The organism is Paraburkholderia sp., assembly GCF_036488505.1.
Lineage (GTDB): Bacteria > Pseudomonadota > Gammaproteobacteria > Burkholderiales > Burkholderiaceae > Paraburkholderia.
In genome coordinates this window covers 1-17,027 of the sequence record NZ_DASXHN010000157.1, presented here as the reverse complement: position 1 = coordinate 17,027, position 17,027 = coordinate 1, and the positions used below count along the sequence as shown (strand labels likewise).

Sequence of the window (17,027 nt, the reverse complement as noted above, 5' to 3'; positions counted from 1 at the left end):
ATGCTCCAGATCTTCTACTCGAACCGCTATGAAACGCTGGTCGGCGCGCTGCTCGACGACCTCGCGCGCGCGCCGTCCGACCCATGGACCGCGCAGCCCGTGATCGTGCCGAGCGCGGCCGTGCGCAGGCGGCTCGAGCTCGATATCGCGACGCGCCAGGGCATTTGCGCGAACATTGACTTCGGTTACCTCGCGCAATGGCTGTGGGCTCAGATCGGCGGCGTGATCGAGGTGCCGCGGCATTCGCCGTTCGCGCCCGACCGGCTCGTGTGGCGCTGTTACCGGCTGCTCGACAACGGCCAGCACGCGGCCTCGTCGCTGCCGTGGAACGCGTCGCCGCGTCTGCGAAGCTATCTCGACGCGGCGGACGCGTCGATGCGCTATGAACTCGCACGGCGCGTGGCCACCGTGCTCGATCACTATCTGACCTATCGTCCCGAATGGCTGCTGCAGTGGCAAAAGGGTGGGTCGATCTTCGCGGCCGGCGCATCAGGCGCAGCGGCCGACGATACCGGGCCGCGCCTCGTCGGCGCGAGCGAGGCGGCGCGCGAGGACGAGCGCTGGCAGGCCGCGCTGTGGCGCGCGGTGCTCGCGGAAGTCGCGCAGGCCGCGCAGCCGGACACGGGGCACGCGCATGCACCCGCGGCCGCGCTGCCGCCCGCGTATCGTTTCCTCGATCAGATCGGCACGCTCGATCTCGAAGCCATCTCGAACGCGCAATGGCCGGAGGCCGTCAGCGTGTTCGCGCTGCCGACCATGCCGCCGCTGCACATCGCGTTGTTGCGCGCGCTGTCGCGCTGGGTCGACGTGCGTCTGTACGTGATGAATCCGTGCCGCGAGTTCTGGTTCGACGTCGTCAGCGAAGGCCGCGTGCAGGCGCTCGACGCGGCGGGGCAACTCGACTATCAGCAGGTCGGCCATCCGCTGCTCGCCGAATGGGGGCGGCAGACCCAGGCGCAACTGCATATGCTGCACGAGCTGACTGAAAGCGCCGCGTCCGCCGAAACGAGTGAGTTCACCGAAAACTCCGAGCCGAGCTGGCTCGCGGCCGTGCAAAACGGCATTCTTGATCTGCGCGCGGAGACGGATACCGATGAACCGCCGATCGAGCGTGGCATCGAGGTCCACGTCTGCCATAGCCTGTCGCGTCAGCTAGAAGTACTGCATGACCGGCTGCTTGGCTGGTTCGACGAATTCGACGATCTGCAGCCGTCCGATGTGCTGGTGGCGGTGTCCGATCTGGCAGCCGCCGGCCCGCTGATCGACGCGGTGTTCGGCACCACGCCGGCCGGCGACACACGCCGCATTCCATATCGGATCACCGGCTTGCCGCCGTCGCAGGCGAACCCGGTCGCGCGCGTGCTGCTCGACTGGCTAGCGCTGCCCGAGCGCAGCGTCGGCGCGCCCGAGCTGATCGAATGGCTGCGTGTCGACGCGATCGCCGTGCGCTACGAGATCGATCCCGGTTCGCTCGAAGCCGCGCAGGAATGGCTCGCGGCGGCCGGCGCGCGGCGCGGGCTCGCGCCGCTCGAACCGGTCGGCGAAAACGTGCCGGTCGCGCGTCACACGTTCGCGGATGCGCTCACACGCCTTTACCTCGGCTACGCGATGCCACCCGCGAGCGAGCCGGTCGACGCATGGCTGCCAGTCGAAGGCGCGGGCGGCTCGAACGCCGAACTGCTCGGCCGCTTATCGCGTTTCGTCGACGATGTCGAAGGCTTCGCGGCGCAGTGCGGGATCGATCGGACGCCCGCCGAATGGTCGCGGCTGCTGCTCGACACACTCGCGCAGTGTTTCGATGGCGGCGTCGAGTTTGCCGACCCGCTTGCCGCCGTGCGCGACGCGATCGACGCGATGAGCGACGCAATGCAGGCCGGCGCGCACGATGTACGGTTGCCGGCGGCGGTGGTGCGCAGCGCGCTGACCGAAGCGCTGGACGATCCCGCGCGCGGCGGCGTGCCGTGGGGCAGCGTGACGTTTTCGTCGCTTACCAGCCTGCGCGGCTTGCCGTTTCGCGTGGTCTGTCTGCTCGGCATGGATGACGGGGTGCTGCCGTCGCTCGCGCGCGCCGACGAGTTCGATCTGATGGCAGCGTTCGGCAAGGCGGGCGATCGTCAGCGCCGCGACGACGAGCGCAATCTGTTTCTCGATCTGCTGCTGGCCGCGCGCGAGCGGTTCTTTATCGCGTATACCGGCCGCAGCATTCGCGATAACGCGCCGCTGCCGCCGGCCGCACTCGTCGATGAACTGCTCGATCATCTCGCGCAGGTATCGGCGGGCGAGGGCGCGAGTCCGGCCGAGGTCGAGCGCGCGCGGCGCGAATTTATCGTCGAGCATCCGTTGCAGGCGTTTGCGTCCGACTACTTTTCGTCGAAACCGGATCTCTTTACGTACGACGCCGATCGCGCCGAACTGGCGACGCTGCTCGCCGAGCCGCAGCATCCGGCCACCGCGCCGTTCTTCGATCACCCGCTGCCGCCGGAAGACACCCACGAGGTCGAGTTCGACGACTTCGTGCGCTTCTGGCGCCACCCGACGCGCGCGCTGCTGCGCGATCGTCTCGGCATCGCGTTGTCGGACGCGCAAGGCGAATTGCTCGACACCGAACCGTTCGATCTCGATTACGCGGGGCGCGACGCGCTCGCCGAGCGTCTGTTGCCGGTGCTGCTCGACGCCGGCATCGAAGAGGAGGTCATGTTCGGCCGCGTGCAGCGTGTCGCCGAGGCCAGCCCCGAGCTGCCCGGCGGCGCGACCGGCGCGGTATGGCGCGCGCGCGAACTCGCCGCGTTGCGGCAACTGGCGTCGAGCGTTCGGCGCGAAGCGGCGTCTGGCGTCGAGCGTTTGCCGTTCGTGCTCGATCTCGTACCGCGCTGGCCCGATGGCGCGTCCAGTGCCGCTAGCCCTGACTTCGCTGCCCCGCTGTTCGGCGCGCACGACGCACTGCTGCGCGAGGCCGCCGAAAGACCGCTGCGATTGCGCGGTACGTTGAACCTGCTGACCGGAAGCGGACAAGTGATTTTTCGTTACGCCAAAGCGACCGCGCGCGACTATCTGTCCGCGTGGCTAGCGCATCTCGTCTATTGCGCGGCGCAGCCCGATGGCCCGCGCCGCACCGTCTGGTACGGGAGCGGCGAGAGCTTCGAGCTCGCGCCGGTCGCGGCGCCGCGCGACGAACTCGCGCCGCTCGCCGCGCTGTTTACAGCAGGGCGGCGGCTGCCGCTGCGCTTTTTCCCGAAGAGCGCGTGGACCCGGGTCAGCGAGAGCGATTCGGCCGCGCAAGCTGTGTGGGTCAACGACCGGGTGCGCGGCGAATCCGACGACCCGGCGCTGCGCATCGCGCTGCGCGGCGCGCCGCTTACGCTCGACGAACCGTTCGGCCGCCTCGCCGCGATCGTCTTCAAGCCGTTGCTCGAACATTTGCGGAGCGCATCATGAGCGACGCGCTGCGCCACCGCAACCCGGTCGCCGATGAGCTCGACGTGTTCGCGTGTCCGCTCGATGGCGTCAATCAGATCGAAGCGTCGGCGGGTACCGGCAAGACGTGGAATATCTGCGCGCTGTACGTGCGTCTGCTGCTCGAAAAGAATCTCACCGCGGATCAGATCCTGGTCGTCACGTTCACGAAGGCCGCGACCGCCGAGTTGCACGAGCGGATTCGCAGCCGCCTCGCCGAACTGCATCGTGCAATCGAGATGGACGACGATGGCGACGACCCGTTTATCCGGCGGCTGTTCGAAACGACGCTTGCGCCGCACCGCGGTATCGAGCGCGAGGCTGCGTTGAAGGTCATACGGCGCGCGCTGCGCACCTTCGACCAGGCCGCGATCCATACGATTCACGCGTTCTGTCAGCGCGCGCTGCAGGAAGCGCCGTTCGCTGCGGCGATGCCGTTCGCGTTCGAGATGGAAGCCGACGACGCTGCGCTGCGCTTCGAACTCGCCGCCGATTTCTGGCGTGAGCAGGTCGAACCGGTCGCGCATGCGCATCCCGCCTTCGCCGCGTGGCTGGTCGCGAAGCGCGCCGGTCCCGCGTCGCTCGACGAGCAGCTCGCGCGGCGCCTGAAAAAGCCGCTGGCGCAACTGCGCTGGGGCGGCGTGGACGTAGCCAGTGCCGGCGCCGACGCGCAAGCCGGTTTCGACGCCGCCTGCGCGGTGTGGCAGGCCGGGCGCGACGCGATCGTCAGCCTGCTCGCCGAAGCCCAGGAGCGACTGAACAAGACCACGCACAAGCTGGATCACGTCGATGCGGCGATCGCCGCGTGGACCGATTACTTCGCGCAGGGCGACTGTCATGCGCCGCCGCCGCGCGCGGCGTTGAAGCTGACGGCATCGGCGTTGAAGAAGGCGACGAAGGTCAAGTTCGAGCCGCCCGAGCATCCGTTCTTCGCGCATGCGGAAGCGCTCGCGGCCGCGGCGGTCGCGGCCGAAGCCGCGCAGCGCGCGCGCTGGCTCGCGCTGATCCAGACATGGCTCGACTACGCGCCGGCCGAACTGGTGGCGCGCAAGCGCACGCGCCGGGTGGTGTCGTTCGACGATCTGCTCGCGAATCTGTACCGCGCGCTGGCCGCTCACGCATGGCTCGCCGATACGTTGCGCAGCCGCTATCCGGCCGCACTGATCGACGAGTTTCAGGACACCGATCCGCTGCAATTCGCAATCTTCAGCCGGATTTTCGCGCCAGCCGGGCCGCTGTTCCTGGTCGGCGATCCGAAGCAGGCGATCTACAGTTTTCGCGCGGCCGATCTGCATACCTATCTCGCGGCGCGCGCATCGGCATCGGCGTGCTACACGCTTGCGGTGAACCAGCGTTCGACCGCGCCGATCGTCGACGCGTGCAACCGCGTTTTCGAAGCCAACCCGCAAGCGTTCGTGCTCGACGGGCTCGATTATCAGCCGGTGCGCGCGGGCGAGCGGCGTCGCGCGCCGTTTGCCGACCCACAGGCGAGCGGCGGCGATTTCCGCATCTGGACGCTGCCGCAAGGCGACGCGGCGCTGAACAAAGGTGCCGCGCAGCGCGCCGCGAGCGAAGCGTGCGCGGCCGAGATCGTGCGGCTGTTGCGCGGTGCGCGCGAACGCACGGTGACGATCGGCGACAGGCCGCTCGCGCCTGGCGACATCGCGGTGCTCGTGCAGACGCACAAGCAGGGCAGTCTGGTCAAACGCGTGCTCGCCGCGTGGGGCGTCGGCAGTGTCGAGCTTGCGCAGGCCTCGGTATTCGCGACGCTCGATGCCGAGCAGATCGAGCGCGTGCTTGCCGCGATCGATACGCCCGGCGATCTGCGGCGCTTGCGCGCCGCGCTGGCGACCGACTGGCTCGGGCTCGACGCCGCCGCGCTATGGCGCCTCGCGGAGGTTGCCGACGCGCCGGTGGCGCCCGACGACCCGGCACAGACTGCGGATGCAATGGGCTGGGTCGAGCGGTTTTCGCGCTATCGGACGCTGTGGCACGAACGCGGCTTCGCGGTGATGTGGCGCACGCTGATGCGCGAACTGCGCGTCGCGCAGCGGCTCGTCGCCGGCCCCGATGGGGAGCGCCGGCTGACCAACGTGAATCACCTCGCCGAACTCGTGCAGGCGCGCGCGGCCAGCCAGCCGGGCATCGCGCCGACCTTGCGCTGGCTCGCCGCGCAGCGCGAGCAGGGTGGTGGCGAAGAGGCACAGCTGCGGCTGGAATCGGATCGCAACCTCGTGCAGATCGTGACCGTCCATAAGTCGAAGGGCCTCGAATACGCGATTGTGTTCTGTCCGTTCCTCAACGACGGCGGCTTGCGCGAGCCGCCGTCGTCGGGCTTGCCCGATGCGCGCGAGTACCACGACGAGACGGGCGACGCGGTGCTCCACTACGGCTGTGATGACGAGCAAGGCGAGCGCGCGTCGCGCTACGCGGTGCGCGAGCAGGCGGCGGAGCGCGCGCGCCTCGTGTACGTGGCGCTCACGCGCGCGGTGTATCGCTGCTATCTGGTCGCGGGGACCTATCTGTCGTCGCGGTCGACGAAAGAGTCGCGCCGCAGCGTGCTGAACTGGCTCGTGGGCGGCGCCGGTCACACGTTCGACGCGTGGCTGGCGGAGCCACCCGACGAAGCCGCGTTGGCAGCGAGCTGGCACGCGCTCGCGGGTGGACCGGTCATCGTGCAGCCGTTGCCCGACGTCACGCGCCGTACGCCGCTCGAAAGCCTGCAGGCTCATGGCGCGCATCTGCGTGCGCGCGCGAACCGCCGGCCGCTGCGCGATCAATGGCGCATGGCAAGTTTCAGCGGCCTGATCGCGGCAGGCAGCAAGCGCGCGGATGGACACGCGCAGGCGCCGCAGGAAGACCTGCGGCCCGATCACGATGAGATTGCCGACGCGCTCGAACCCGCGTCACTGCTTGCGCCGGGGCCGCTCTCCGTCGCGAACGCGCCCGCGCGCACCGACGACGACATCCTCGGGTTTCCGCGCGGCGCGGCGGCCGGCGACTGTCTGCATCGGATGTTCGAGCTTGCGGATTTCAGCCAGGCGAGCACGTGGCCCGACGCGATTCGCGGCGCGTTGCGCGAGCGTCCGGCCCCGGCCGCGCCCGAACTCGCGGCGCGCTTGCCCGCGATGATGCATCGGCTGATCGGCGATGTCGTGTCGACCGAACTGGTGCCGGGCATGACGCTCGCCCAGCTGGATCCGCAGCGGCGCCTGAATGAACTGGAGTTTCTGTTCGCGGCGCCGTCGCTCGACTTTCCGGGGCTGCGCGAATTGCTGATCGAATACGGCTATCCCGACGTCGCGCTGGAGCCCGGCGTGTTGCGCGGGTTCGTCAAAGGATTTATCGACATGATCGTCGAGCACGACGGCCGCTTCTGGATCGTCGACTGGAAGTCGAACCATCTCGGCGACACTGCCGCCGATTATGCCGGCGTGCCGCTCGAAGCGGCGATGGCAAGCCACGCGTATCACCTACAGGCGCTGCTTTACACGGTTGCGCTGCATCGCTACCTGAAAACGCGGGTGCGCGATTACACCTACGACACACATATCGGCGGCTATCTGTATCTGTTCGTGCGAGGCGTGCGCCCGGACTGGCGCGATGCCGATGGCCCGGCCGGCGTATACAGGCGGCGCGCGCCGTTTGAGCTGGTCGCGCTGCTCGACGCGGCGATGATCGGAGGTAGCGCATGAGTACGCTGGAACAAAGCGCGGTGTCGCCGCTCGGTCTCGAGGACATCGGCGTCAATCTGCCTGCGCCGGCCGACTTCAGCATCGCGCTCGCGGAGGGATTCGCGCGCCGCATCGGCATGCTCGCGCGGCGCGGTGGCGCGTCGACCGATGCGGTGAAGTGGGCCGCGCGGGGCGCGTTTGCCGCGAGCCGCGCGACCGCCGAGGGGCACGTGTGCGTGCCGCTCGCGTTGCTGGCGCGCCGCTTCGATGCGTCGAGTGCCGAGGTGCGCGCGGCGTTGCTCGCCAGTGGCATGGCGAGCGACGGTGAACGAGGCGCGGCGGCGTTGCGGCCACTCGTGATCGACGCACAGGGGCGCTTGTATCTGGCCCGCTACTACGATTACGAGCGCCGTCTGGCGCGCGCGCTGGTTGCGCACGCGACGGGCGAAAGCCCGGTGACGGATGCGGATGCCGGCACCGCTTCGCACGCATTGCGCGAACGCCTGCTGCGCTATTTCGGGCCACCCAAAGACGATGCAGTCGACTGGCAACGTGTCGCGGCCGTGATGGCGTTGTCGGGGCGGCTGACGATCGTCAGCGGTGGGCCGGGCACCGGCAAGACCACGACTGTGGTCGGCGTGCTCGCGTGCTTGCTCGATGCGCGCGCCGATCTGCGCATCGCGCTCGCGGCGCCAACCGGCAAGGCGGCGCAGCGGATGCAGGAGGCGTTGCTCGCGCGTGCCGGCGATCTGCCGCCCGAACTCGCCGCGCGTCTGCCGCAAAGCTCGTACACGCTGCACCGGCTGCTGGGCTCGGGGCCCGGCGGGCGCTTGCGTCATCATCGCGACAATCCGCTACCGTACGATGTGATCGTGATCGACGAGGCGTCGATGATCGACGTCGCAATGGCCGCGCACCTGCTCGATGCGATCGCGCCGAGCACGCGGCTGGTGATGCTCGGCGACAAGGACCAGCTTGCGGCGGTCGAGGCGGGCGCGGTGTTCGCCGAACTCAGCGCGCGGCCGTCGCTGACCTCGCGCGGCTTGCGGCGTGTTGCGCAGGCGCTCGATATCGATGAGGCCAGACTTGCCGACGCGATGCCGCGCGCGTCGCGTGATGCCGATGAGTTGCCGCCGCAAGCATCTTTCATGGTCGCCGACACGCTTGAAGCATCCGAACCGCAACCGTTGGGCGATCTCTTCCATAGCGTCGAGCCAAAGCCGGCCGAGCGGGGCGGGCAGGCCGCGCCGCCAGCAGGCGTTGGCGATCCGCTTGCCGACTGCGTCGTCTGGCTCGAACGCAACTACCGTTTTGGCCTCGAATCGCCGATCGGCCGTCTGTCGCTCGCGATTCGCAACGGCTCGGCAAACAGCGCGCTCGACGTGTTGCGGATCGATCCCGCCGAAACTTGCGCGGCGGCACTCTACGAAGACGCGCACACGGCGTTGGCCCAACGCACCATCGCGCGGCTCGCCACCGGCTTTGCGCCATACGCCGATGCACTCGCCGCGGCGCTCGCCACCGATACACCCGACCCATTGCCGCTGTTCGACGCATTGAACCGGTTCCGCATCCTGTGCGCGACGCGCCTCGGGCCTCGCGGTGTCGATCAGGTCAATGCCGCGATGGCGGCTCAGGTTCGCCGCGCGGCGGGCGTCACGCTGGCAGTCGGCGCGCAATGGTTCGCCGGGCGGGCGGTGATGGTCACGCGCAACGACTACGCGCTAGGCCTGTTCAACGGTGACATCGGCATTGCGCTGCCGGGAGCGGGCGGCGCGCTACGCGTGTATTTCCGCAGCGGCGACGGCAGTCCGCGGGCGGTGTCGCCGGCCGCGCTGCCGTCGCACGATACGGCTTTCGCGCTGACGGTCCATAAGTCGCAGGGCTCTGAGTTCGAGCACGCGGTGCTGGTCCTGCCGGCCGCGTTCAGCCGGGTGTTGTCGCGCGAGCTGGTGTACACGGCGATCACGCGCGCGCGCGAACGCGTCGAGGTGATCGGCGCGCGCGCGGTGCTTGCGCAGGCGATCGCGACCCCAACGCAACGCGATTCGGGGCTGGACGCGCGGATCGCGGATGCGTGGCGTCGCTCAGCTCAGGGCGTGTAGCAGAGCACTGGGCGCGGTGCGTGCGTGCGGTCGTTAGCCGGTGACGCCGCTCGCTGGCGCGCCCGCTTCGACGCGCGCCCGCATCGTCTTCCGATACCACAGCGTCCATAGCGCGAGCCCGGCATAGATGCCGTAGCCGGTAAACGGCGAAACCAAGAGGAAGCGTTCAATCGGCCATGTGAGCGCCATCCATGCGCGCAACCCGGTTTCGGCCGTGAGGCCGACGCCCCATACGAGCGTCATCGTCCGCATGGCCGCGGCGAGGCCAGGGCGCTCACGCCACAGCGCTTCGAAGTGCGCGGCGCCGCCGTCCATTTCGCGCGCAACCGTCGCGCGGGCGAGATAGAAGATCAGCGGGCGGCGCATCGGCAGCGACAGCAGGAACAGCACGCCCACCGCACCGGACACGAGCGACTCGCGCAACAGCAACATGCGCGGCGTACCGCCAAGTGCCATGGCCGCAACCGACAGTACGATGCCGGCGACCACCATCACGCTGAGCGCATCGACGCGGCGAAAGCGCGCGAGCTCGATCGCGCTCCACACGAGCGGCGGCAGCGCGGATGCGATCAGCGCGCCGGTCTCGCCGGCATGCGGCAACGTGAGCCGGTACGCGAGCCACGGCAGCGCAAAATTGATGGCCAGTTCGAGCACGAAACCGGGGCGGATTTTCATCATGAATTGACGGCGTAGGCGAAGCATCCAGTATCGATGAACGGGGCGCGTGCACGCAAATCGCTTTTACCTGAACCGTTGTTCGGCGCGGGAGCGCGCGCGTTGCATGTAGAAGGCCGCGCGGGCCCACGCGGGGCTACGCACGGCGAGGAGCGCACGGCCTATGCAGAGCCACGCTCGAGCGGCATCGTGCGGCCGCGGCCTGTACACTCAACTTACTTCACCGCATCTCATCCATGACATCCCGCTATCGGATCCCGCCGAGCGAAATCGAATTGACCGCCGTGCGCGCGCAAGGGGCGGGCGGCCAGAACGTCAACAAGGTCTCGAGTGCTATTCATCTGCGTTTCGACGTGCACGCCTCCTCACTGCCCGAGGTGCTGAAGATGCGTCTGCTCGCGCTGTCCGATCATCGGCTCACGCGTGATGGCGTCGTCATCATCAAGGCGCAGGAGTATCGGACTCAGGAGATGAACCGTGCGGCCGCGCTCGCGCGGCTGGATGAATTGATCGAAAGCGTGAGTGTCACGCGTAAGCCGCGCGTTGCGACGCGGCCCACCCGCTCGTCGAATCTGCGGCGGCTCGATAGCAAGACCAAGCGCGGCGAGGTCAAGTCGGGGCGGGGGCGAGTGCACGAGTAGCGCTGCGCGGCGTCGCGCGACGAGGTTCAGCGCGAGCGTTGCGTCGATGCCGGGCATCTGGCCAACGACAGCCGCGCGCGACGCCGCAACCCGTCGTTACCGTTTGCCGGCGCGCTTGCCGGCGCGCGCATCCGTGCTGGAAGAGTCCGGCACGAAATCGACGCATAGCACCTGCGTGCCGTCGCGCTCGAATGCGACCGCCGCGGTGTAGCAATCCCGCCCGTCGGCGAGCGAATAGTGCGGGCCCATCATCGCGACACGTCCCGGCGCGGCCAGCGCGTGACGGAAATACGCCCGCCGCGACCAGTTGGCACGCGTCTGCGCATAGAGCGGCGCGAGCCGCGGAGGCGGCGGCGGCACCGATGCCGCCGTCACCGATGCCTGGGTCTGCTCGCCGTGGCCGTCGGTAAGAAACACGCGGCGCGCTTCCGGTAGATGCCAGACCTCTTGCGCGGCCTGTTCGAGGTTGCCGGTCGCCTCGTAGGTATCGGCGGCGGCCAGCACCGCCTCGGCGAACCCTTCGAACTCGAGCCGCTGATGGCCCACGTGTGCGCGTTCGTAGTCGGCGAACTTGCTCCAGATCGACGCGACGAGTGCCGGCACCTTCGCGCATGCTGCCTGCACCGAGCTTTGCGGGTGACCGAACCAGAATCCTTGCACGAAATCGACGTCGGCCTGCACCAGCATCATCAGTTCCTCGTCGGTTTCGACGCCCTCGGCGAGCACGAGCGTGCCCGACTGATGAAGCATCGCGATCAGGTGGCTGATCATCGATTCGTCGCCGTTTCGCTTGCCGGCGCGCGCGACCAGCGAGCGGTCGAGCTTGACGATGTCGGGGCGAAAGCGCCACACGCGGTCGAAGTTCGAAAAGCCGGTGCCGAAGTCGTCGATCGCAATCAGGAAGTCGCGCGGTTGCGAAGCCGCGAGCATGCTGGCGACGGCGGATTCATCGTCGGCGGGCTGTTCGAGCACTTCGATCACGATGCGCTCCTGCGGCAGCCCGAAATGTGCGGATAGCTCGTCGATAAATGCGCGCTGCGGCCAGCCGGTCTCGAACACCTGGGGGCGCGTGTTCAGAAAGAGCCACCCTGTGCTGATGCCTTGCTCCATGAAATTCGCGACGTGCAGGCAGCGCGCGATGCGGTCGAGTTCGCGCGCCTCAGCGGCCGTGCGGTTGCCGGAAAACAGCACATCGGGGGAAACGGGCAGGCCGACCGGATCGAACGCGCGCAGCAGACCCTCGTAGCCGACCACGCATTGATGCGTGACCGAGAGCACCGGCTGGAACACGCTATGCAGCGTCAGCGCCCGCCATGTCGCGGTCCAGCCGGACTCGCCGCGAACCAGATGCGGGAGCAGACCGCTCAGGGTCAATTCGCTGACGGATGGCATGGACGCGGGCATGAGAGCTGACATGGGACTCTTGCGGCAAGCGGGTGGAGGGGCACGTAACCCCGATCGGCGCACGGCAGTCGATCGCCCGAAGCATCGACGGGGCAACATCGATACGGCCCGGGAACGCGGAGGGCGATGCCAGCCATGCTGGACTCCGGCGGATAGGTCAAAACGAGTCTAGCAGTTTGCCGCACGTATTAATGTGCGGGTCATCACAAACGCGCGAGCAGGAGAATCGCCAGCAAACCGGCTTTGCGCGGCGCTTCCGGCAACGCATTGGGAGTCAGTGCGCCGGAGCGTTTCGCGTGCTTGTCGAGCATCAGACCGATTCTCAATCGCAATCACTTGCCGCATCAAGCCGAGCGTAACAGGGCGGTAAGCGGCCGCCCGCCAAACTCCAGGCAACGACGGTGCTCAAATGTTAGCGGCGGCTTGCAGCTTGCAGGGGCTCGTGCCGTCCGTCTCGGCCGCGCTCCCAGCCGCTTGCTTGTGCGCGCGTCGGATCGCGCGCGGTGCGGCACGCAAATACCGGCTGCATGCGTCCCCGTTACGCGCGGATGCACTCGCACGTGCACTCACCGGCAGGTTCGCCGAGCGCCGGGTATGCTGCTGCTTTTCATGAAAAGGGGAACAGCCATGGCGGAAATCGCAGTGGTGGCCATTTCGGTGGCGAAGCCGGGTTACGAGGAGCAACTGCGCTCGGCGCTCGAAGGAATCGTCGGTCCGACGCGCAACGAACAGGGGGCGCTGCAATATGACCTGCATCGCGATGTGCAGGAGCCGCGCCGGTTTGTGTTCGTCGAGCGCTGGGAAAGCCAGCAAGCGCTTGCCGCGCATGCGAAATCCGCGCATATCCAGGCGTATAGGAAAGCAGTCGCGGATTGGGTCGAGCACTCGGAAATTCGCGTGGTGTCGAAGATCGCCTGAGTGTCGACGTCGACGTCGGGGTCGGAGGGCTGCCGATGCGCGCGACATCCGTCGCGCCGTCGAGGTCAGTGAGTGGCTTGCGGGACGTCGAGAATCAGGATGATGGTCCAGTCGGCGTCGCCGTCATGGTGATACTGGCGTTCCGCGACGATGAATGGCTGCTGCTTGCCAGCCGGCCCGAGAAACAGCACGTCGCCTTCCATCGGCAGGCATTCGACGGGCGGCAGCGCAAGGTAGGCTTCCTGTCCGCCACGCGGCATCAATTTTTCGATTTTGCGGGATGCTGCCTCGGTCCATTCGATATCTAGCTGGATGTTGCTCATGCTGTCCTCCGCACCAGGGTGCGCACGGGTTGGGGATGCCGGCTGGGTACCGGTCGGTGCGGGACTTTAGCATACCGGGCGGGGGGCGCCGCGAGCCCGGCGGCTTCGCGCTCCTGTCCTTTGCGGGCCGCATCCCGAGCCCGTGCGTTGTCCGCGCCGGAAACAGAAAAGCCGAAGCCGGCGGGCGCCAGCTTCGGCTTTTCACCTTCACGGCAAAGCCGCGAAGCAAGACTGTGACCGCGCTCAGGTGCCCGATGCGTCGGGAGCCTTCTTGTGATGATGCGGGGCCATCTTATGATGCTTCGACGGCATGGCGGGCGCGCTTCCCATCGATTGCTGGCGGTTTTGCAAATCCTGCGCGCGCTGTTCGACGTCCGCGGCCTTGGCCGGATCGGTACTGGTCGTGACGCCGTTGTCCTGCGCATAGGCCGCGCCCGCTGCGGCGCAGAGGGAAACCAGGATCGCCAGGGACACTTTCTTCATCGTTACCTCCGTAGAGTGGTGGTGAATCCAAGTATTGCCTGTCCGTTGGGAAAGACAATGCATTCTATCGACCAAACTCTACTCCAGCGGATCGCTTTGTAACCGCGACGACCATTTGTTACATCTCGTAACGTTCGCGCGTTCTCATCGCCGGACGGCTTGCTCAGGCCAGCCCCGCGCCAATCTGCAACATAGTCGCAGAGCGTGAGCACAGTCGAACGACGCGCCGCGTGACCGCGCTCGGCTCTGCCCCGCCGCGATCAAAACCAGCCGATCGCCCGATATAGATGGAATTGCGCAAGCCCGCCCAGCTCATGCAGCGCGATTTCGGCGGCCACGAGATTGTCGAAGCGCGGCAGCACGCCGAGCCGCGCACGCCGCGCGCTCGAGATCTGCGGCTGAGGCGCGATGCCGAAACAGCGGAAGTCGAGTAGCGCGCGCGGCATCTGATATGCGGACGTGACCAGTATCAACGCATCGTAATGTGACTCGCCGACAATCGCGGCAACGTTGCGCGCGTTCTCGTATGTCGTACGGCTGCGATTCTCGAGCACGATGTCCGAGCGTGGCACCCGGTGACGCAGCAGATAGGGCAGGTAGGTGTCGGCTTCGGTCGCGGGATGCCGCTGCGGGTTGCCCCCGCTCACGATCACCTGACAGGTCGCCTCCGTTCGTTTGCAGGCCGCGTAGTTCCGCGCGCTGACGTCGATGCGGGAGAGCGCGTCGCGCGGGGGGACGAGCATGTGGTCGCCATCGTAGACGGTGCCGCCGCCGAGCAGAATGATCGCCGTGCGCGGCCCGAATTTCGGCGGCGCGGCGCTTTGCCGACGTGGCTGCGCGAGATCCAGCAGCGGGGCGGTTAGCCAGCCCGCCGCGAATAGCCAGAACAGGGCGATCGTGCATCCGATCAGAGGGCGGCGCGCACCTTTCCATAGCACGATTGCTGCAAAAAAAAGCGCCAATAAAGTGAATAGAATCAATTTAAATGGGGTAACGTATGTCTTTCGGGACAAATCTACGGGCTTGCCATCGCACCGCGGCGGTTGCATCGCCGGTTCGTGGAGAGAACGCTAATTGACGTTCAGACGGGGGTTCCGAAACCGAGACCAGGCAGCGTCTGGCGGAACTGCGCCGCTCGACCCGCGGCGCGCTTCAGGCCAGAGGCGGTTGCCACGCCCGTCACCGGTGGCGCGGTGATGCGGAGGCATCAATGTGTCATGGCTGCACCTTAAGAAAGAAGTGAGATGACGACGTATTCCAACGAAGCGGTACTTGAAGCGCTGCGGCGAGCGCAATATCGTCAGGTGCCTTGGGCCAGAAGGCCGGGCGTATTCCAATATCTTCGCGCGCTGGGTCTGATGGACACCGTTCGACAGCGCACCGTCGCGCCGGCGCCGGGCTTTCATGCCCCTGTCGACATCGCCGTGCTGACCGAGCGGGGCAAAGCCGAATTCGCCCGGCTCGAGCATGCCGAACGACTGCTCACATGGACCGTGCAGCGCATGAACGACTATGTGCTCGCGGCGATCGAATCGCAGGCTGCGACCGCCGCCGAAATCAGGTCTTAGCTCCAGCTTCATCGTTCCTCACGTCAATAGTCCGCACGGGCGTACCGCCCGTCCGGATCAGTTGCTTTTCTGCGCCGATCCGGCCGACTCGCGTGCCAGGCGGCAATTCTTGCATCCCACTAGTCACGACGTTCACGAGGCGCTATCAATCGCACCGGCAGTCGTGCTGCGTGCAAAAAAAAGCCCGTATCACGAAGATACGGGCTTACCGGAATTACTACTGCCACGCTGTGCTAATGGCGTTCAATGAGACTGGTGCGGCGCCCGGTGGTTCCCTGACATTCGATTGCAGTGCGAGCTTCGCCTTCCAGTGGCATACCAACCGGCGCCTGCCCAGCGGCGCGGTCGATCGCCGGCCGCTCGAGCGCCGCTAGCGCCGCCGCGGCGGTTCCTCGCGTGGCGTATCGGGGCGCGCGCGTGCATTGCTCGCGATATCGCCGCGCAAATCGCCACGGGGCGTGGGCGGGGTGAATTCACGATTGTGCGCTTCGCTTTGCTGCCACGCTTCCAGAGTAGCGGCCCGGTCCGGCCGCCAGTTCCACGCTTGCGGACGTTGCTGCGCGAGTGCCGTGATGGCTATCGATGAAATCACAATGCCGCACAACAGCGGTGACATTGGTTTCATGCTGGTTTTCCCCTTCAAGCCCATTGATGCAAGGCCTGTTTGCATATATGCAAAGCTAGGCCCCATCACGAAAGCACGCTGTAATTAATAGTAAATGGATGTTTCAGCGGAAGCGATCCGCGGCATGAGGTGTCAGAGGCCGCGCAGCAGAAGGGCGTGGGATGAGCGGAAGAGAGGCGAGGCTCGCGTGCGCGAACGGAACGTCAGCGGTGAGCCTGGTGGGTGAGCACTGCAAACCGTGAAGACGGTCGCGGTGGCCGAAATGAGAACCGGACGCCGCAGGCGTCCGGTGACAACCTGGTTTCGCTCAGGCCATCTTGACCGGGGCGCGCCACGATTCCGGATTGGTCCAGAAGGCGCCGCGCAGGCGGTCGCGGCTCGGTGGTGCTGGCGGTTTCGCGGCAGTCGCGCCGATACGGCCACGCAGCGAGACTTCGCGGCCACTCGTGCCGAGCAGTTTCACGATCTCGGCGAGTGTGCCGTCGGCCTGCCACTCATCGAAGCGCCGGCGGCAAGTGGGCGGAGACGGATAGCGGCCCGGCAGCTTGGACCAGCCTTCGCCTGTCGACAGCACCCACAGCACCGCATTGACAACCGCCCGAGCTTCCACTCGCGGCCGGCCGCGCCGTTCGCTCCGTGCCGGCTCGGCGCAGAACAAAGCCTCGACTAGCGCCCACTCGTTGTCTCTCAAATCGTCGAACAGCATCATGTTTCACCTCAGCGAAGCTAATTCCGGTGCGCTGCCCCGCGCCGCGCACTCTATGCACTCGGATAGGTGAGTGCCAAAGGGGACGGGCTTGCCACGCTCTGCTATTCAGTCATCATGGCGTCAGCCCTATGCGCTTTGGTATGCATCAACTGTGCCAATCTGTGCTCGATCGCCTCGAAGCCCCGTGGCGGCGGGCTAGCGCGGGCGCCAGCCAGGGCCGTATATGAATCCAAAAAACCCATCTCGCAAATCGGGACAATCACCAATCTTGTGCAGATCGTCCCGGCCAGCGTGCGTTTGCGCCTTTTTGTTGCGGTGCGGCGAAAGGTTTTCAAAGCGCAACGCGGGATAAGTTTGGTCGTACAATCGCATCAAACTGCGCTATTGATGAGGACGATAAATGAATGTGACGCTGCGACAGCTCCGGGTTTTCATTGAGGTCGCCCGCC

Annotated in this window: 13 protein-coding genes and 1 pseudogene; 6 read left to right on the top strand and 8 right to left on the bottom strand. The window is 66.9% G+C overall.

Translation table 11 applies throughout. The features are described 5' to 3' along the window. Genes recC through VGH68_RS09195 form a run of 3 tightly spaced genes read left to right on the top strand, consistent with a single transcriptional unit; the run spans nucleotide 1 to nucleotide 9,232 of the window. Nucleotides 1-3,435 carry an exodeoxyribonuclease V subunit gamma gene (recC, locus tag VGH68_RS09205; protein ID WP_331603275.1) on the top strand — a complete coding sequence of 1,145 codons (3,435 nt, stop codon included), beginning with the start codon at nucleotides 1-3 and terminating at the stop codon, nucleotides 3,433-3,435. Continuing rightward, nucleotides 3,432-7,148 (top strand): exodeoxyribonuclease V subunit beta, encoded by a 3,717-nt coding sequence (gene recB, locus VGH68_RS09200; protein WP_331603274.1) that lies wholly within the window; start codon nucleotides 3,432-3,434, stop codon nucleotides 7,146-7,148. The genes recC and recB overlap by 4 nt, the downstream gene beginning before the upstream one ends. Next, nucleotides 7,145-9,232: an AAA family ATPase gene (locus VGH68_RS09195; RefSeq protein WP_331603273.1), complete on the top strand. Its 2,088-nt coding sequence runs from the start codon at nucleotides 7,145-7,147 to the stop codon at nucleotides 9,230-9,232. The genes recB and VGH68_RS09195 overlap by 4 nt, the downstream gene beginning before the upstream one ends. Before the next feature lie 33 nt (nucleotides 9,233-9,265). Here VGH68_RS09195 and VGH68_RS09190 read toward each other — a convergent pair whose 3' ends face one another. Continuing rightward, on the bottom strand, nucleotides 9,266-9,907 hold the full coding sequence (locus VGH68_RS09190) for a VC0807 family protein (RefSeq protein WP_331603290.1): 642 nt from the start codon (nucleotides 9,905-9,907) through the stop codon (nucleotides 9,266-9,268). Nucleotides 9,908-10,143: 236 nt separating this feature from the next. Between VGH68_RS09190 and arfB the strand changes: the two genes are divergently transcribed. Further along, nucleotides 10,144-10,548 carry an alternative ribosome rescue aminoacyl-tRNA hydrolase ArfB gene (gene arfB / locus VGH68_RS09185; RefSeq protein ID WP_331603272.1) on the top strand — a complete coding sequence of 135 codons (405 nt, stop codon included), beginning with the start codon at nucleotides 10,144-10,146 and terminating at the stop codon, nucleotides 10,546-10,548. A 96-nt stretch (nucleotides 10,549-10,644) separates the two neighbouring features. Here the strand turns inward: arfB and VGH68_RS09180 are convergent, their stop codons facing one another. Further along, a complete protein-coding gene (locus tag VGH68_RS09180; protein WP_331603271.1) occupies nucleotides 10,645-11,964 on the bottom strand; it encodes an EAL domain-containing protein in 1,320 nt (439 codons plus the stop codon). 191 nt (nucleotides 11,965-12,155) lie between these two features. Further along, complete coding sequence (locus tag VGH68_RS09175; protein ID WP_331603270.1) at nucleotides 12,156-12,278, bottom strand: hypothetical protein; 123 nt, start codon at nucleotides 12,276-12,278, stop codon at nucleotides 12,156-12,158. A gap of 301 nt (nucleotides 12,279-12,579) precedes the next feature. Here VGH68_RS09175 and VGH68_RS09170 point away from each other — a divergent pair, with 301 nt between their 5' ends. Continuing rightward, nucleotides 12,580-12,870, top strand: coding sequence for a putative quinol monooxygenase (locus VGH68_RS09170; protein ID WP_331603269.1), 291 nt, complete (start codon nucleotides 12,580-12,582; stop codon nucleotides 12,868-12,870). Nucleotides 12,871-12,935: 65 nt separating this feature from the next. Here the strand turns inward: VGH68_RS09170 and VGH68_RS09165 are convergent, their stop codons facing one another. The 3 genes from VGH68_RS09165 to VGH68_RS09155 form a co-directional block, all read right to left on the bottom strand. Then, entirely contained in the window at nucleotides 12,936-13,193 is a 258-nt protein-coding gene (locus tag VGH68_RS09165; protein ID WP_008923870.1) for a hypothetical protein, read from the bottom strand. A gap of 243 nt (nucleotides 13,194-13,436) precedes the next feature. Further along, nucleotides 13,437-13,676 carry a hypothetical protein gene (locus VGH68_RS09160; protein WP_331603268.1) on the bottom strand — a complete coding sequence of 80 codons (240 nt, stop codon included), beginning with the start codon at nucleotides 13,674-13,676 and terminating at the stop codon, nucleotides 13,437-13,439. A gap of 260 nt (nucleotides 13,677-13,936) precedes the next feature. Continuing rightward, nucleotides 13,937-14,656: a YdcF family protein gene (locus tag VGH68_RS09155; RefSeq protein WP_331603267.1), complete on the bottom strand. Its 720-nt coding sequence runs from the start codon at nucleotides 14,654-14,656 to the stop codon at nucleotides 13,937-13,939. A gap of 264 nt (nucleotides 14,657-14,920) precedes the next feature. Here VGH68_RS09155 and VGH68_RS09150 point away from each other — a divergent pair, with 264 nt between their 5' ends. Continuing rightward, on the top strand, nucleotides 14,921-15,244 hold the full coding sequence (locus VGH68_RS09150) for a hypothetical protein (protein WP_331603266.1): 324 nt from the start codon (nucleotides 14,921-14,923) through the stop codon (nucleotides 15,242-15,244). 370 nt (nucleotides 15,245-15,614) lie between these two features. Here the strand turns inward: VGH68_RS09150 and VGH68_RS09145 are convergent, their stop codons facing one another. Next, complete coding sequence (locus VGH68_RS09145) at nucleotides 15,615-15,869, bottom strand: hypothetical protein (protein WP_331603265.1); 255 nt, start codon at nucleotides 15,867-15,869, stop codon at nucleotides 15,615-15,617. 310 nt (nucleotides 15,870-16,179) lie between these two features. Then, a pseudogene (locus tag VGH68_RS09140) lies at nucleotides 16,180-16,575 on the bottom strand (transposase); the annotation flags it as partial. Nucleotides 16,576-17,027 lie beyond the last annotated feature (452 nt).

Coding starts and splice junctions, on each gene's coding strand:
- recC (WP_331603275.1), top strand. CDS start 1: ATGCTCCAGATCTTCTACTCGAACCGCTATGAAACGCTGGTCGGCGCG.
- recB (WP_331603274.1), top strand. CDS start 3,432: ATGAGCGACGCGCTGCGCCACCGCAACCCGGTCGCCGATGAGCTCGAC.
- VGH68_RS09195 (WP_331603273.1), top strand. CDS start 7,145: ATGAGTACGCTGGAACAAAGCGCGGTGTCGCCGCTCGGTCTCGAGGAC.
- VGH68_RS09190 (WP_331603290.1), bottom strand. CDS start 9,907: ATGAAAATCCGCCCCGGTTTCGTGCTCGAACTGGCCATCAATTTTGCG.
- arfB (WP_331603272.1), top strand. CDS start 10,144: ATGACATCCCGCTATCGGATCCCGCCGAGCGAAATCGAATTGACCGCC.
- VGH68_RS09180 (WP_331603271.1), bottom strand. CDS start 11,964: ATGTCAGCTCTCATGCCCGCGTCCATGCCATCCGTCAGCGAATTGACC.
- VGH68_RS09170 (WP_331603269.1), top strand. CDS start 12,580: ATGGCGGAAATCGCAGTGGTGGCCATTTCGGTGGCGAAGCCGGGTTAC.
- VGH68_RS09165 (WP_008923870.1), bottom strand. CDS start 13,193: ATGAGCAACATCCAGCTAGATATCGAATGGACCGAGGCAGCATCCCGC.
- VGH68_RS09160 (WP_331603268.1), bottom strand. CDS start 13,676: ATGAAGAAAGTGTCCCTGGCGATCCTGGTTTCCCTCTGCGCCGCAGCG.
- VGH68_RS09150 (WP_331603266.1), top strand. CDS start 14,921: ATGACGACGTATTCCAACGAAGCGGTACTTGAAGCGCTGCGGCGAGCG.
- VGH68_RS09145 (WP_331603265.1), bottom strand. CDS start 15,869: ATGAAACCAATGTCACCGCTGTTGTGCGGCATTGTGATTTCATCGATA.